Source organism: Shewanella sp. DAU305, assembly GCF_026802235.1.
GTDB classification, from domain to species: domain Bacteria; phylum Pseudomonadota; class Gammaproteobacteria; order Enterobacterales; family Shewanellaceae; genus Shewanella; species Shewanella baltica.
In genome coordinates this window covers 1828432-1845538 of the sequence record NZ_CP113808.1, presented here as the reverse complement: position 1 = coordinate 1845538, position 17107 = coordinate 1828432, and the positions used below count along the sequence as shown (strand labels likewise).

12 protein-coding genes and 2 pseudogenes are annotated in these 17107 nt (G+C 46.4%); 6 read left to right on the top strand and 8 right to left on the bottom strand.

Annotated features, from left to right (window positions below; all coding sequences use genetic code 11):
- The 4 genes and pseudogenes from OX890_RS07940 (at window position 1) to OX890_RS07925 (ending at window position 3251) form a co-directional block, all read left to right on the top strand.
- Entirely contained in the window at window positions 1–1698 is a 1698-nt protein-coding gene (locus OX890_RS07940) for a PepSY-associated TM helix domain-containing protein (protein WP_268650388.1), read from the top strand.
- Entirely contained in the window at window positions 1695–2045 is a 351-nt protein-coding gene (locus OX890_RS07935; protein WP_006080813.1) for a DUF3325 domain-containing protein, read from the top strand. Before OX890_RS07940 ends, OX890_RS07935 begins: the two co-directional genes overlap by 4 nt.
- Window positions 2046–2152: 107 nt before the next feature.
- A complete protein-coding gene (locus tag OX890_RS07930; RefSeq protein ID WP_259510178.1) occupies window positions 2153–2590 on the top strand; it encodes an OsmC family protein in 438 nt (145 codons plus the stop codon).
- A 219-nt stretch (window positions 2591–2809) separates the two neighbouring features.
- Window positions 2810–3251: pseudogene (locus tag OX890_RS07925) on the top strand (hypothetical protein).
- Between the two features lie 106 nt (window positions 3252–3357).
- Here the strand turns inward: OX890_RS07925 and OX890_RS07920 are convergent.
- The 6 genes from OX890_RS07920 to thrA form a co-directional block, all read right to left on the bottom strand.
- Window positions 3358–6642, bottom strand: a complete 3285-nt coding sequence (locus tag OX890_RS07920; protein ID WP_268650386.1) for a S41 family peptidase — start codon at window positions 6640–6642, stop codon at window positions 3358–3360.
- 397 nt (window positions 6643–7039) lie between these two features.
- Entirely contained in the window at window positions 7040–7897 is an 858-nt protein-coding gene (locus OX890_RS07915) for a substrate-binding periplasmic protein (RefSeq protein ID WP_268650385.1), read from the bottom strand.
- A gap of 289 nt (window positions 7898–8186) precedes the next feature.
- Window positions 8187–8489, bottom strand: coding sequence for a hypothetical protein (locus tag OX890_RS07910; protein WP_012588251.1), 303 nt, complete (start codon window positions 8487–8489; stop codon window positions 8187–8189).
- A gap of 363 nt (window positions 8490–8852) precedes the next feature.
- On the bottom strand, window positions 8853–10136 hold the full coding sequence (gene thrC / locus OX890_RS07905) for a threonine synthase (protein ID WP_268650384.1): 1284 nt from the start codon (window positions 10134–10136) through the stop codon (window positions 8853–8855).
- A 112-nt stretch (window positions 10137–10248) separates the two neighbouring features.
- Window positions 10249–11211: a homoserine kinase gene (gene thrB / locus OX890_RS07900; RefSeq protein ID WP_268650383.1), complete on the bottom strand. Its 963-nt coding sequence runs from the start codon at window positions 11209–11211 to the stop codon at window positions 10249–10251.
- Window positions 11208–13676, bottom strand: a complete 2469-nt coding sequence (thrA, locus tag OX890_RS07895) for a bifunctional aspartate kinase/homoserine dehydrogenase I (RefSeq protein WP_107404074.1) — start codon at window positions 13674–13676, stop codon at window positions 11208–11210. The genes thrB and thrA overlap by 4 nt, the downstream gene beginning before the upstream one ends.
- Before the next feature lie 641 nt (window positions 13677–14317).
- Here thrA and slyD point away from each other — a divergent pair.
- Window positions 14318–14974 carry a peptidylprolyl isomerase gene (slyD, locus tag OX890_RS07890; RefSeq protein ID WP_259481994.1) on the top strand — a complete coding sequence of 219 codons (657 nt, stop codon included), beginning with the start codon at window positions 14318–14320 and terminating at the stop codon, window positions 14972–14974.
- A gap of 236 nt (window positions 14975–15210) precedes the next feature.
- Entirely contained in the window at window positions 15211–15582 is a 372-nt protein-coding gene (locus OX890_RS07885; RefSeq protein WP_011846179.1) for a hypothetical protein, read from the top strand.
- A 64-nt stretch (window positions 15583–15646) separates the two neighbouring features.
- On the opposite strand, the gene trpR is transcribed toward OX890_RS07885, so the two are convergent.
- Together trpR and OX890_RS07875 are read right to left on the bottom strand one after the other, a co-directional pair.
- Window positions 15647–15922, bottom strand: coding sequence for a trp operon repressor (gene trpR, locus OX890_RS07880; protein WP_006080802.1), 276 nt, complete (start codon window positions 15920–15922; stop codon window positions 15647–15649).
- 163 nt (window positions 15923–16085) lie between these two features.
- Window positions 16086–16975 (bottom strand): annotated as a pseudogene (locus OX890_RS07875) (IS982 family transposase).
- Window positions 16976–17107: the final 132 nt, after the last annotated feature.

The following is a 17107-nucleotide window of genomic DNA, read 5'->3' as shown; positions in this document are numbered from 1 at the left end:
ATGAAAGAGACATTTTTTAGAACCTTATCTTGGCTACATACTTGGGCAGGCTTGCTCGTGTGCTGGGTGTTATTGTTGATCTTTTTTGCGGGTAGCTTGAGCTATTTCCGCCATGAAATCAGCCTTTGGAACGAACCCGAATTACACCAAGGGGTTTATCAAGACTATCAAGCCGATACGCTCGCAAATCAGCTGGATAAAGGCCAAGATTATATCGCAGCGCATTCGCCCGAATCGGCGCAGCGCTGGATGATAGGTTTTCCGACCGAACGTAAGCCCTTTCAAAGTGTGAGTTGGCAATTGCCACCAGAAAAAGGTCAACGTCGCGGCAAGACTGAAGAACATGTCGCCCTCGCCGATGGCAGCGGCATTATCTCAGAAGTGCGCGCAAGTCGCGGCGGCGATTTCTTCTATCGTCTGCATTTTGACTTGCATTATATGTCCGCAATTACGGCTCGATATATCGTCGGTGTTTGTACTATGTTTATGCTGATCGCCCTTATCAGCGGCATAGTGATCCACAAGCGGATCTTCAAGGATATGTTCAGCTTTAGACGCGACAAGGGCGCCCGCTCTTGGTTAGATGCGCACAATGTGAGCTCTGTCATCGCCCTGCCCTACCATCTGATGATCACTTATACCGGGCTTATCACCCTGATGTTGATCTATATTCCGTGGACGGTGGATACCGCCTATTCGGGTGACAACCAAGCCTTTTTAAAAGAACTTAATCCAGCCAGACAAACCGAGAAAGCCACGGGGATTAGCGCGCCACAGGTACAGTTGAGTCAATTACTGCCGCAGGTGCAAGCCGCTTGGGGCGATGCGCCAATTAAGCAAGTGATAGTGTCATACCCTAACGATCAAAATAGCCAAGTGACCTTTTACCAAAACACAGGTAAAGATGTGACCGATGAGGCCAACATTTTGATATTTAACGGGGTCAATGGTGAGCTTAAGTATGCCAGCCCGCATGAAGCCTCGGGAGCATCCGCTACTTACGACACTATGATGTCGCTACACACGGCGCGTTTTGCCGCCCCACTATTACGCATATTGTTCTTTTTCTGCGGCTTATTGGGTTGCGCTATGGTCGCAACAGGCACTTTGATGTGGGCCATTCGCCTACGTCAAAAACAACAGAAAGCCATAGATAAAGGCGAGAAACCAAGCTTAGGATTACGTCTCGTCGAAGGGTTAAACTTCATGTTTATCTTAGGATTACCCTTAGGCGCTGTGAGCTTCTTTTACGCAAATCGTCTGCTATCGACAAGTTTTGCAGGCCGCTCCGAATGGGAAGTTCACAGCTTCTTTATCGCGTTAGCGGCAATGGGAGTGTGGGCTTTCTTTGGCCGTTCACGTCGCCAGTGGCAAGCAGCATTGATAATCACAGGCAGTTTGTGCTGTGCACTGCCCGTGCTCAATGCCTTCACATCGCCGAGTAATCTCATCGATAATATCCAATCCCATCAATGGCCTTTAGTCGGATTTGACGTGCTCGCCATTCTACTTGGCGGCGCTATGCTATTTGCCAGCAAAAGATTAACTTTAATTGCTAAAGCCCCTGCCAAGCGCCCAGCAAGACCCGCATTCAATGCGCCGAATTCCAAGGCGAATAAAGCACGCCGCAGCGAGCCACAAACATCCCTAGCCAACGAACTTACCTCGTCGTCTTCATTGGAGGAAGCCAAATCATGATGCCAGAATTTATCCCTGTACTTGGGATCTTAGGCTTAAGTTATCTCTCACTGGCCCTATTCGCCTTAGCTAAGTTTGGGCATTTTAAGGATGTGTTTAACCGTCCACCAGCACAATGGCAGAGCCATTTGCTCACCTTGTTTGCTTGGTTATTACTGGCATTTAGCTTAAGTGCCTGCGCGAGCGATCAAGGCTGGGCCTACGGTAGCATTTTGTTTATGGGGATTATTTCCCTCGCGGCCATGCTGGTCATACTGACGTTAAGCTACAGTCCACGCCATTTACCGATTGGTATCGTGGCTGGCAGCGTACTCACAAGCAGTCTATTACTGAGCGCTGGGCTATAACTTCTCCGCACTAATCTATAACTTCCTGCCGCACTGGGCCACAGGTCATGGCTAAGTGCGCACCGCTAGGCTATAGTGCCCTGATGTCCTTCAGATAGGAGAAAATAATGGGCTTTAACTTAACGGTTAACTGGCAAACCTCGCCCGCCGAAGAAGGCGAATTTTGTCGAGACCACAGTATTACATTTGGCAGCGGCCAGACGATTCAAGCCTCGTCGGCACCGGAATATAAAGGCAATGGGCAGAATGTAAACCCAGAGGAAAGCCTGCTGGCGGCGTTATCCTCATGCCATATGTTAACCTTTCTCGCGATTGCACATCTTAAGCGCTTACCTGTGACGTCCTATGTGGACAATGCCACTGCAGAGCTGGGTAAAAACGAAGCGGGCAAGTTGGCCGTCACTAAGATGGTGCTGAATCCTAAGGTCATTTTCGTTGAAGGGGTTGAAGTCAGCCAAGAAACCCTTGAGAAAATTCACGAAAAAGCACATGTAAATTGCTTTATCGCCAATAGTTTAGCGACAGATATTCACATCAAGTTTTAAGATTTGTGCTGATGTCTACGGCCCGCTAATGGTTTTCCTAAGCGGGCTTTTTTATTGCCGCACCGCAGATCATTACCAGTCTGACTCATTGCCATCACCGAATCGCCGCCACACAGAGTCTTACCATCCGCATCCCCGAAACCTTTTCCATGGTTCAGCTCATGTCCAGCTTTTAAACCGTACGATGGCTAACTTAGTGCCAACTGCTGGAGTTAAACGATGCACATTCAACCACTGCGACATTCCCCCGTCTGTCAGCCCACAAAAAAATGTCTCCAACGCTGAATTTGCACAGGTTAACAATGCCGTTCAAACCAGCGCACCAGCGTCAACGGATACAATAACGCTTTCTCGCGATGCAAAACAATTGGCGGTGAATGCGCAAAAATCAGCTGAAAAACCGGCAGAAATGCCAGCACTGAGGGATAACATAGAAACCTTAGTCGAATTGAAACACGCGAAGATGAAATACCAAGTGATTGCCGACATGACCAATATAGCGACAGGAACAAGCCAAGGGATTTCGGCGCCAACGGCCTATTACCTAAGCCATAACGAAGACGCGAGAGCGATGACAGTTAATCACCTTGCCCAACAACAGCAAGTGAACACTATGCAGATCTACGCAGAAACGAGTAAGAATATTAATGAATGGGCATAAAAATGGGTGTTGTCTCGGGAACGAAGAGACAACACCCTAACTTTGTACGCGACTATGCTAACTGAGATACCTTAAATTTTAGTTAAATACTGAATTTAAATATCAATTACTTAGCTTTTATATCCTGTGCCATACCTTTTGCAGGCAGAGGTTGCGCTTTTAAAGCTGGAACGGGCTGCTTAACTAATTCATCCTTCAAATAGCTTATCGCTGTCTCAAGCTGCGCATCTTTACCGTTAAAGGTGGCGAAAGGTAAGTTATCGACTTCGATATCCGGCGTTACGCCATGCCCTTCAAGCACCCAGCGACCATCCATTGCATACTGTGGATACTCGGCCACCCGCGCCATACCTTTATCGGTCAGCGAATTTCGCCCAGATAACCACACGCCCGCCCCTGCCGTTTGTTTACCAATTAGCGGTGCAATACCCAGCGCTTTAATCCCAGCGGAGAAGGTTTCACCGTCGGAATAGGTCAGTTCATCGGTTAACACTACTAAATGGCCACGGAAGGTTTGCTGCATATTGGTGTTTGGTGTGCCATGAGTCGGTTGCCAAAACGCCCAAGCGCGGCGTAATAACTTCTCGATAATCCAACTGTCGATATTGCCGCCGCGATTACGGCGAACGTCGATAATCAAACCGTCTTTATCGTAATTGGTATAAAACTCACGGGCGAAACTTTCAATATCGCCACCGCCCATGGCATATAAGTGCAAATAACCAATCTTGCCCTTACTCGCATCCTCGACCACTGCCGCGTTATGGCTCACCCAATCTAAATAACGTAATTGGCCATCCACCATAGCGCTAACGGGCATAACAATGGTTTTATGGGTTTGGCTGCCACGCTTAAGTTGCAGCAATACTTGCTTGTCCTGTTGATTGCGCAATAAACGCGTGACATCAGCCACGTTCGCCACTGGCGTGCCATTGATAGCTAACAACACATCGCCTTCTTTGGCATCGACTTCGATACGATTTAACGGTGAAGCGTTAGCTGGCAACTCAGGATCGTTACTGTAAATATGCGCAATTTTAACGCCATCGGCAGTTTGCTGTAGGCGCGCACCTAGGCTAGCTGCTTTAGCCGCATCGGGATCTTTGGGTAAATCACCGCCGCGAACCTGTGAGTGCAAAGAATCCAATTCGCCCATCATTTGCATGAAGATATCGTTCAGTTCGTTACGGTCAGTCAGGCGGTCAAGCAAAGGTTGATACTTAGCTTTGGTCGCTTGCCAATCGAGACCGCGCATCTTCTTATCGAAGAAAGATTCTCTGTGCATCAACCAAGCATCTTCAAACATTTGTTGCCATTCAAGCTGGGGAGAAATCGCTAATTGCCATTGATCCGTTTGCACTTTGGCATTGTCGGTATCGCCTAGCTTATCACCACCATCAACAATCATTAGCGCCTTTTCATTGCTGAACTTACGCAGCATCAGCTTTTTGCCATCGGCAGAAACCGCATAATGGCCAATATCCTCGGCAAAAACCTCGGCTTTCGGACTCAATGGATCAAACTTGATGGTCATCAGACTCGGTTCAGCATCATCACCCATCGCTTGGTCGAGCACATAAAGCCTGCCATCGACGGCGCGCAGTTCACTGTAATTGCCTGAATCGATAGGCACTTGCCATAGACGCTGCGAAATACCAGGCCAATCGATTTTCACCGGATTCGGTTTATCATTAGCATCCGTTTTGTCAGCTTGGTTAACGCTGAGTTCATTGGGTTTACTAAAGGGGAATTTGGCATTGTTAACTAAGGCGATGGCAAAAATTTGGCTGCGTTTATCAAACACTGGGCCCATGTTTCTATCGCCCCAAGGTGAACTTGGCGTGGCGCTGAATTGGCGATTTGACAGGAAATATAACCACTGGCCGTCACTGCTAAAGGTCGGCGAATAGGATTCGTACTTATCGCTGGTGAGCGTCTCGGCCTTATTTTCATCCACAGAGTAAAGGACAATTTGCGGTCTTTGTTTACCAATTTCTGACTTAGTTAATGCAATAAAACGACTGTCACCGGACCAGCGAATATCAGCGTAAGGCCCAAGTCCTTCACCGTTAGTGATGATTTTTTGATTGGTATTTTTCTTTAAGTCGAGCAGCCAAACGTTGCCATCGTTATCGTCGTGGGCGATAAATCGACCGTCATTGGACAGATTCAGGCTCATTCTTAAGGTATGACCGTCTTTTGTCAGCTGCTTAGCGCCACTGCTGCCATCGGCAGGGAATTGCCAAATTTCTTGCTGACCCGTCATGTCGCTAATCGCATAAACCGACTTGCCATCTTGGCTCAATATCGCTTCTCTCACGCGATAAGTCCCTGGCAGCGCAACTTGGATTAAGCGTGAGCCATCAACACCCGCAATTGCTACATGGCTGCGGGCGGTGATCACCACTTTATCGCCAGCAAGGGCTAAATCGGTGGAGGATGCGTAATCCATAGGATCTTTCACCCAGTGCTCACGGCGCTGGGCAAAATCGGACGTGAGTTCGATATTGACTAATGCGTCTTTTGCGGCCGCGATATCAAATACATGGATATCAGCGCCCTGCTGGAAGACCACTTTGCCTTGATCCATCTGCGCGCCGCGGACTTGCCAATCTTTAAATTGGGTCAACTGTTTTGCGTCTGAACCATCGAGCGCCATCGACCAGAGGTTGTCGTTACCATCACTGTCGCTGATAAAATAGAGTCTGTCTTGCCATAGCATAGGTTGACGCACTGAGCCGTCGTGCTGGCCGCTGAGCAACTGGGCTTCGGTTTTGCTACCAAGTTTAAAGCGCCATAATTCGCCCTTTGCGCCGCCACGGTACACTTTGGCGTTATCGCCAGTGACTTGCAGGCCAAAGCGGGTGAAGTACACATATTCGTTGCGATCATCAATCACACCTTCGACCGCATCGGCTAAGGGTAAATCTGTGGTCGTGAGGGTTTTAGGATCGACGCTGCGTAGCATCCAATTATTCGCGGGGCCAAAACCACTGTCTGTGGAATATAAAATCTCGCCTTTGGCTGTCCAACCTTGAACCCGCACACGGCTATTCTCAAAACTCACCCGCTTGGCCACACCGCCGGCAACCGGGATCACATACACTTCGCTCGCGCCTTCATAATTGGCCACGTAAGCAACCCACTTGCCATCGGCTGAAATGGTCGCACCTAGCTCCTCTGCGGGTAAACTCGTTAAGCGGGTCGCCGCCTTTTGACCTAAGGTCTGAGTCCATAAATCCCCTTCAGCGGTAAAGACTAAGGTTTGATCGTGCAGGGCTGGCGCGCGGTAATATCCTTGATTGCTCACTGCATCGGCAGCAATGGCTTGGGCCGCAGTGAACGTGCCTAGGGCAAGCATGCAGCAGGCGACAGAATGGCGAAGTTTCATGTATGACCTCTATCCTATTGTTATTTTTAGCAATGGACTCTTTGACTACGAGATTTTGCTAGCAGATTTAGCGAAGAAATTCTTACCATGGACTTTTGCAAAATACCGCAATCAAGCCCAAAGCATGACAATTTAGCCCACCAAGCTAGCAGAATTTAATAGAGAGTTCAGTAACTTCGAGTCGAAGAAGTTTTAGCAAATGTGTCACATCTTAAATCGCGGGAAAACAACTGAGTAAAAAACAATATTCTTTAGCGGAAAACACCAAAGATCATAGCGTTACCCTGTAGCATCACGATAAAAATCATCAGGAGTAAGACAGGATTAGCTAACGTGAAGGGCTAGTGTTTAGGACTAATATTAAGAACTAATATTAAGAACTAACGTTAAGGACTGATTACGGGCTGACGTACAGCGTCTTTAGTGGACTGTTTAGGCGGCTCATGTTGGATTGTTTCGCCAGTGACATTTGTTGCCATTTATTGATCACGCGTGCAATTTCACCGTTATCCATCAAGGCCTTAATCGCATGATTAAACTGCTCTAACTGGTTTGGCGTCATACTCGCTTTACTGAGCATTAAATGGATATGATTTTGATCTAACACTAATTTGAGTGGTACTAGCTTAATATGTTGATGCTGACTGGCAATATAAGGCATGGCCATAGTATCGCCGACGATCATATCCCCGCGACCATAGGTGAGCATTTGTACCGACTTATCTGAGTCAGGGCTCAATACCAATAAATGCTCCTGCTCTAATCGATATTGAGACTCTTGATAATCGGCGCCATACCAACCGCTTGAAGGCACAAGCAGGCGTAACTTTTTGGTAAAAATGTCCTCCCACTTATCGACATTGATCTGATCTTTTTGCTCATCGAGCACGAATAAGCGCAGCTCTTCGTCTCGATAATAACTAGAAAAATGCGCATAAGCCTGACGTTCATCCGTCATTGTCGCTCCCATCAACACATCTAACTGTCCAGCTTTCAGCATCTGATGCGATCGCTTCGCGGGCACATTGATAAAATTGATTTCGCAGCCGAGATACACGGCAAATGCCCGCATCAGATCCACATCTAAACCTTGGGCTTCTCCTTGGGGATTTTGCCAAGCATAGGGAGGCCAGTCGTTATAACCGACTTTAATGGTTTTATGACAAGGTAAAGGACTATTAACCTGCAACGCACTTTTGGCGGGCAAGGCTAAAAAAAGCAGTAATAAGACAAGAACGTATTTAAACAGTGACATAGGCTAAGTTACTTGCCCCTTAAGTTGGTGATCCTCTCCTGATGAAGATGAAGCAAAACGGTTCAACGTCAGGCCTCTACAGTGTTTTAATACCTAAATAAGCGTAGTTGCCACTTAGACAGTGCGCCATAAACACCAGTCAGATCATAGTAATTAACCGAAATAGGGCGCGGAGAATAACAACAAAAAAGGACAGTAGCTAGTTTAACGCGTTTAATGTAGCCGACTTAATGCACTTGCCGTAAAGACTCCGCCTGAGTAACTGAAATCAAGTTGAAGGTTAAGCTCACTAAATCTGACACTTATAAATAACAGCAACAACCTTAGTGGGATCGCCCATATCAGTCTGTAACCAAACGATGTGCGTGCCACCCAATTGCTCTCCCTGAACAATGGCAGACTCTTTGGCTTCATCTAGATTATTCTCGCGGCGGCTCACCCCAGTGACGATGGCAAAACTGTCGCAATGGGTCACTTCAAAATCGTAGGCCACATTTATGCGCCGATATAACTCACGTTGCTCGGTTGCGCACCCTGAGGCTAAGACGCAAAAACAGACACTTAATAGAAAAAATCTAGACAAATCAATCAACCCACTGAGTAAACACGCGGGTGAACATAAACAATTAAAACCAATAAAATTGTGAACTTGATCACATTTTTATTGCCAAAGACAATACAATAAGTTACAAATATTAATTAAATATCATGTAGTTAAATAAAAGTTCTTTTATGCTTACCTGCAACACAGTTTCATCAATTTATCGTTATTTTGCTTACATCTGTAAAAAGAGCGCTTATAAAAAAATGCATTTGTAAAAAGTGTACTTATTGGCAATGTATTTATAAAAACGTATTTATCAAAATTGTGCTGATAAAAAGGGAGCTAAGCTCCCTTCTCTTTTTTAACGCTATGTTATCTCACCGCTAGGCCAATACTTTAAGTACAAGCAGCTTAGGTTAAGATCTTGAATAAGTGCACTTTCAGTGCGGCAAAATCGGCGGGTAATTCAGCCGACAAGATAGGTTTATGGGCAACGGCCTCAAGTTCAACCGGCAGTGGTAAATTAAGATTTAGCTCTCTATCGACCACATCCTTAAATTTAGCGGGATGCGCTGTACCTAAGAATATACCCACTTCATCGGGCACTAAGGTTAAAGACAAGGCTTTAGCTGCAATCGCCGCATGGGGCTCAGACACATAACCCTGTGCATGCAACTCAGCTAATGCCAGTGAAGTTTGCTCTTCAGATAAACGCATGCCCACTAAGTTACTCAGCGGCCAAGCTAATTTCTCACAAATGGCTTCCACTCGCGGCCAGTTACTTGGCTCACTCACATCCATCGCATTAGACATAGTCGCTTGGGTTTGATTGGGCTGCCATTGGCCGTTTTCTAAATAGCGCGGCACAGTATCATTCGCATTGGTTGCGGCGATAAAGCGTTTAACCGGTAATCCCATGGCTTTGGCGAATAAACCCGCTGTCAGGTTACCAAAGTTACCACTTGGCACTGAAATCACAGGATCGGCGTCGTGGCGTTGTTTAGACTGGGCAACTGCTTCAAAGTAATAACAAATTTGCGCAAGTAAGCGGCTGATGTTGATAGAGTTCGCCGAGTTTAAGCTCAAACCCTCGCGGACTTCTGGATCATCAAAAGCGCGTTTAACCAGATCTTGGCAGGCATCAAAATCGGACGATACGGCAACTGTATGGATATTCTTGCCCAAAGTCGTGAACATCTTTTCCTGTAGTTCACTGATCTTGCCCTTAGGATAGAGCACCACCACATTGACTTTCTCAAGTCCATAGAAGGCATCTGCAACCGCGGCACCGGTATCACCCGAAGTCGCAGTCAGAATGGTTAAGCGTGTGTCGCCGACAAAGGTATTCACGCATTGCGCCATAAAACGCGCACCAAAATCTTTAAATGCCAGAGTAGGACCGTGGAACAATTCGAGGCAAGCGCGCTGCTCATCGACGGCAACCAAAGATAAATCGAAGTTAAAGGCACGTTCAACCAGTTCATCAACTGCATCTTGCCCTAGTTCAGAGGCAAGCCATGCACCGAGCACTTTTTTACTGCGCTCAACAAATGGCAGCGCCAGCAGCCCTTCAATATCGTCTAATACCGGAATTTGGGTAGGAAAGAACAAACCTCTGTCCTGACCTAAACCTAATTGCACAGCTTCTTTAAAGCTCACTTTCTGCGAAGGGTGTTTTAAATTATATAGTTCCATGCTCACTCGACCTTTTGATGCTATGCCTTAAATGCTAATTCTTGATGCATGCTTTTTATGCATAAGATGGATATTTAGCCTTAATGCTTAGTCTTGATACTAAAAATAAGAATTAATCGACTCTACGCGTGCCTTGCTCATCGAGGCGACACACGTGGGCAAAGCCACCCACCTCGGTTAAATAATGCTGTTCTAACCAGGTTTTAGCCGCATTTGCCGTGGCTAAATCATCGGTAATCGAAAACAGCGTTGGACCACTGCCGGAAATCCCCGTAGTCAACATGCCTAAATCGGCTAAAGCAACTCTGGCATTGTCGTAACCCGGAATCGCAGCTGCGCGATAAGGCTCGGCTAACACATCTTTTAATACGCTGATCGCAAGCTTGGCATTCTGCTGATAAGAGGCATGTACAAAGGCACTTAAATAACGACCAAAATCGATAGTGACACTTTTATCGTATTGATCAGGCATGAGTTTACGCATCATCGCCGTCGAAAGTGAAATCCCAGGATAGGCCACAACCCAATACCATTCTTTAAAACTCGGTATCGCTTCACATACAGTGCCCGGCACATTGAGCATCAATTGCATGCCGCCCAAATAACAGGGGGCGACGTTGTCATAGTGCACACTGCCGCTGATCTTACCTTCAAACTCGCCCATCAGTTCCAGCAGGGCTTGCTCGTTATAAGGTCTGTCAAAATGTTCATTCAAGGCATATAACGCCGCCACGACTGAACTTGCACTCGAACCTAAACCACTGCCGACGGGCAGGTTCTTTTCCAGTGTCAGCGCTACGCCTTCATCTGCTTTACCAAGCGCGTCTAAATACTCCTTACTCAGGGCGGTTAAGAAGAATTCGGCACATTGGTACACTATATTGTCTTGCGGATTTTCAGGCAGTTTATGGGCCCAAGCACCGGTTTGCGCCAGACTCACACCCGATTCTGCCGCCGCGATAGTCACTCTGTCGCCGAGTAAACTGCCATCGATAGGCGCCAAAGCGGCGCCCAGTAAATCAAATCCGACTCCCACGTTACCCATAGACGCTGGAGCGTAAACGGTCAAACTCATACACTCACCTCACGAGTCCAATTCAAGGTTCTTAATACATCGGCAAAGGCGCCAGCGGCGGTCACTTCCGTTCCTGCGCCATAACCGCGCAGCACAAACGGAATGGGCTGATAATAACGGCTGTAGAATGCCAAGGCATTTTCGCCGCCTTTAACACTATAAAGGGGATCCTGTGCATCGACTTCGGCGATACGCACACGGCACACACCGTCTTCAATTTGTCCCACATAACGCAGCACTTTACCTTGAGCTTTGGCCTGCGCCACTTTAGCGGCAATCGCCGCATCAACCTGCGGCAAACGCGCCATAAAGCTCTCAACATCACCTGAATCATCAAACTCGGCTGGCAATACAGATTCAACCTGCACATCACTGAGTTCTAGCTTTAGTCCCACTTCACGGGCAAGAATGAGCACCTTACGCGCCACATCCATACCACTCAAATCATCACGGGGATCGGGCTCAGTAAAACATTTTTCCCGCGCCAGACCAGTCGCTTCAGAAAGAGTCATGCCTTCATCGAGCATGCCGAAGATAAAGGATAAAGAGCCCGATAAAATACCGTTAAACTTATGCAGCTTATCGCCCGCAAATAACAGTTTTTTCAGGTTATCGATAACAGGTAAACCCGCGCCGACTGTGGTTTCGTATAAAAATTGGCGACGCTGTTTTAAGGCTGTTTGGCGAAGTGCTTGGTAATAAGCATAATCGCGAGTGTTCGACTTTTTGTTCGGCGTGACCACATGCAAACCTGAGTTCATCACATCCAAATACAGATCCGACACTTGCTCGCTCGAAGTGCAATCCACCAGTACAGGATTCAGTAATTGTTGCTCTTTCGCCCATGCCAGTAACGCTGGGATATCACAGGCTTGCTGACTATCGGCAAGCAAGCTAGACCAGTTGCTTAAATCGATGCCTGCGCTGTCGAGTAACATCTTGTTCGAATTTACTATGCCGCAAACACGGATACTGATGTGCTGCTCTTTGAGCATGGCGGACTGTTGTTTTATCTGCTCGAGCAGACCAGCACCCACGTTGCCGCATCCCACTAAAAACACATCTAAATATTGCTGCACATCGAAAAAGCCTTGATGACAAGCCGCCACCGCATGCTTAGTCTTACGCTGCTCGATCACAGTCGAAATCGAGCGCTCGGACGAACCTTGGGCGATGGCGATAATGTTCACGCTCGCCTGCGCTAAAGCTTGGAAGAAACGCGCTGCCACCCCTTTATGGGTGCGCATGCCATCACCAATCAAGGACACAATTGCCAGCTCATGGCGCATAGCGATAGGCTCAAGTAAATCACTTTTTATTTCTAATTCAAACTCTTGCTCTAAAGCCCATTTCACTTTGGCCGAATCAGATGTGGCCACACAGAAGCTAATGCTGTATTCAGAAGAACTTTGGGTGATTAAAGACACAGACACGCCGCTGCGGGAAATCGCCGCTAAAGTACGGCTCGCCATGCCAACCATACCTTTCATGCCTGGGCCTGAAATATCGAACATGGTCTGGTTATCTAAATTGGAGATAGCTTTAACCTGTAAGCCAGTTTCATCGGCTTGGTTTGATACCAGAGTACCGGGCGCATCAGGGTTAAAACTGTTTTTGATATAACAGGGAATATGGAACTGGGCGATGGGTGCAATAGTCTTAGGATGCAACACCTTAGCACCAAAATAGGAGAGCTCCATTGCCTCTTGATAGCTGAGTTGTGACAACAACTTAGCATCGGCAACCACCCGTGGGTCGGTATTATAAACACCGTCAACATCGGTCCAGATTTCGCAGCTCGAAGCATCCAAACAGGCGGCGAGCACGGCAGCAGAGTAGTCAGAACCATTACGGCCTAACGTCACCACTTTGCCCTGTTCATCGGCGGCGGTGAATCCCGGCATCACCCATACGCGTTTTTCACCTAGCGCCAACGCGCGAAACCTTGGCTTACTCACAGCGATATCAACGACAGATTCTAACGGACGACCACGACCTAAAAATAAGGCGCGTGGGTCGAGCTGAGCCGAAGTGATCCCCTTAGAAATCATCACTTGTTCCATCAAGGCTGCAGATAAACGCTCACCAGCAACCACGATTTCGGCGCGGATACTATCGGGACATTCTTGCAGTAATCCGATACCACGTAATCTATCCTGCCAGATCACCAGCTGGGCATTGAGTCCAGAAAAAAGCTGTTCGCTTTGCTCACTCGACAACACTGAGTTAACGGCGTCTTGGTACAGCGAAGTAAATACGCGCTCAACGTGCTGCAACACAGGTAAATAATCTTCACCTTTAACGGCAACGTCGACCATTTCTAATAAAGCATTCGTCACAGTTGCAGGGGCCGATAGCACAGTGGCTATGGGTTCAAGCTTAGATGACTGAGCAACGATATCCGCTGCCATCGAGAATCGCTGCCAATTTGCAAGCGAGGTACCACCAAATTTCATTACTTTCATCTTGTTCTCCTGTACCGCGCCCGACTTAGAAATAAGAGCTAGAAACAAAAAAGCCCGCTTCTTTGTGGGAAGCGGGCTCATTGTTAAAATTCTTTAGGGTGTATCAGCCCGCCCCCACTATTGTTGTAGTGGTGGTTGTAATAATGGTAGTTACTACGAAACCTAGGCTATGCATGTGTTTGGGCTAATCCATGTTAATTTCTTGATAAACAGAATTGCTTTTTTTACCCGCGCTTGTCAACCCCTAAAATGGATTATTTATCAGCAAATCTTCACACTCGATAAAATACTGTATCAAGATTAGTTAATATAAAGTTTTCTAGGGGTAAAAATGCGATTTATGCAATAGATAACTGTTGACGTTAACGTAATAAAATAGGAAATCCATTATAAAATCACTTGTTTTTCAGTTAATTATTTATAGTTCACTTTTAACTAATGCGTTATTTGTTCTACCTCATCACTCAGGTCAAATTGACAGGCTAACGCGCAAAAAGCACATTACACATGCTGCACCGCGTAAAACTGGCTTTAATCTGCCGAAAAAAAAGCTGTGCGATATCTAACATAAGCCACTTCAAATTATCGCCAGCACTAAAAAAGCACGTTATTATGCGCGCACATTCCGAACCGGAGGCGATATGAAGATCACTCAACACAGCGCGGTAACCATTCATTACCGTTTATCAGATCAAGAAGGCAGACTATTAGAAGACTCTTTCGACTCTGAACCTATGCTATATCTACACGGCACTGAAAACCTGATCCCAGGTTTAGAAGCCGCATTAGATGGTAAAACCAAAGGCGAAAAACTCGATGTCACTATTAGTGCCGAAGAAGCCTATGGCCCTTACCACGATGGCCTACGTCAAGCCGTGCCATTAGAAGCCTTTGGTGATATCGAAGATATCGTCCCAGGCATGCGCTTCATCGCCGAAACTGAAATGGGTCAACGCCCAGTCCAAGTTATGGAAGTAAAAGACGATGTTGTTATCGTCGATGGCAACCATCCTTTAGCGGGTCAATCGCTCAACTTCAGCGTCGAAATCGTTGACGTTCGCGAAGCCTCAGCTGAAGAAATTGCCCATGGCCACGTTCATGCCCAAGGCGGTTGTGGAAGTCATGGACATGATCACGACCATGGCGGTGGATGCTGTGGCGGTTCAGGTAAAGAAGAAGCAGGCGGCTGTTGTGGTGGTTCAGACCACGATCATGGACATCACCATGAAGAGCATGAAGCCTGTGACACACCTAAAACAGGTTGTGACGGCAATGGCGGCTGTGGTTGCCGCAGCTAGATACAGATTGATGCTCAAGGTGAGCTAGAAATAGTTTATCCCTAAGCGGTTGAACTGCCATAGTTTAACCTTTTAAGATGCACGCCCTTAATTTAAGGTCGTGCATTTTTTATACGCAAGCGTTTATACTATTCGTAATAAATAAATAACTGACTGGTAAATTGAAGTATTCAATTTTTATATGAATATTTTCAATTAGATATTGATATCAACCTGAGTTAAGCGACGGAGTGCTTATGTTAACCAAACCCCTTTACGAAATTTTGCCTTTTGGCTACATGGCGCTCGGTAGTTCGAGTTTTATTGCACTCGACATCAACTATGCCCTAGTCGCGGCAACAGTAGTGTTCGTCTTAGGTGCGAGGATCTACGTTATGCGTTCTCAAAACCGTCGAACTGACTCGGCAAGGCGACGTAAGTCGGGCTATCTTCCCGAGATGATTTATAACTTCTTACCTTTTATCTATCTCATAGCGGCATTGGCTATCTTTAAATTCCTTCCCAAGGACCTTTACCCTATTGTGGCTATCTGCTTACTCAGCTACGGCTTATATATTCTGGTGCGTCGTTCACTCTATCGTCGCCATAAGCTGCCCATCACGCCTTAAGGCAGAGTTCTATTCACCAAAACAAGCGCAAATGATGTCTACAGGGCTTGTATCCATGTGGGCATTAACCAATCAACTTTTGAACTTTCGCTCTATGCTCAGGAGACATATTTTTCAAGTAATTAGAACAACGCGTGATCGTCGCAATACTCACTTCATATTCTGCAGCTATGTGCCTTTGGCTCATATCCCCATCCAATAACAACTGAAATACCTTTAAGCGTCCGGCAACCGCACTACGCTCTTCTTCGGTTAACAGTAAATGAAACAACACAGAAAGATCTTCATAATTGCTGTGGCTCAAAATTTTTTCTAATACTAGATCCCAGTTTGCTCGCATAATAACCCTCATAAGTACTGTACAAGCATTACATTGCAGTCTAACAGATTTAACTCAAACTACCTGAATTCGAATAAAAAAATCAATCAATGCTTATTAGTTCGCCGCTTGAGAAGAAATCCTAATCATGCAAGTACCTATTATTAATTAACCTGAGATCGGTTTAACAAGCCATAACTGCAATAGCATTAAACTCCGCGTTAGTGAGGTTCAGTTGTGGCTTATTGTCTTTCAATTGATACGCGATGAGTCCCGCAATCATATTCAGCATAAAACCATGAACGCTGCGGTGTCTTGAGTGCTCTATTTGAGAGATGTTTTTTAACTGGTCATTAATGGTTTCTATGATGAAACGTCTCGACAGCATCGCTCTATCCCACAACGACATCGCTTTTGCTTTCATATTGTTACGTACATTCGTCACCAGTGTGAGGCCTTTCTCCAGCAATTCACTGGACAGCGCTTTACTGATATACCCTTTATCTGCATAGAGTTTATTCATATCACTGTGCACCATCTCATTTACAGGTTTTGTGTCATGTACATTCGCAGGGGTCACTTTGGCCGCCACTATTCCGCCTTAATGATTAACAATCAAATGCAGCTTAAAGCCATAGAACCACCCCATAGTGCCTTTACCTCTGCACGCCAGTCCCGCTAAGGTTTTATGGCGATGAATACGCAGGTTATGACACACTTTGATGCTGGTTGAATCAACAAATCCGATGCCAGTGGGATCACTCTTGAGGCTGGAAAAATAGCTGCAAAGCGGCACTAAAGCCGTGGGCATCACCTCAAGAAAGCGGGTATAGCTGAGTAAATTAGGAAAAGCGGATTTGTAGAAATGAGCCAGATAGCCGATGTAGAAGTTCTTGAAATCACGGTGGTGAGACATCTGAAAAAGTATAATGATGGTCATCACTTCGCTCATCGTCATACGGCCAGCGCGTTGACGCTTGCGTGTGCCATCGGTTAACAGCGTTTTTTCCCATTCTGGAATGAAAACAGCCCAAAAATCATCGGCATCGAAAACACTTCCACTAATTTATGCATAGACCCTCCGGTGTGATGGGGTTTCTCTTGGTCGAAAGATCCGATCACGTGGAGGGCCATTAGTTCAACATTTCTTTTGCCGAGTTCAGGTTAATAGAGCTAACTTAAAAAGCTTATGTACAGAATAAGTAT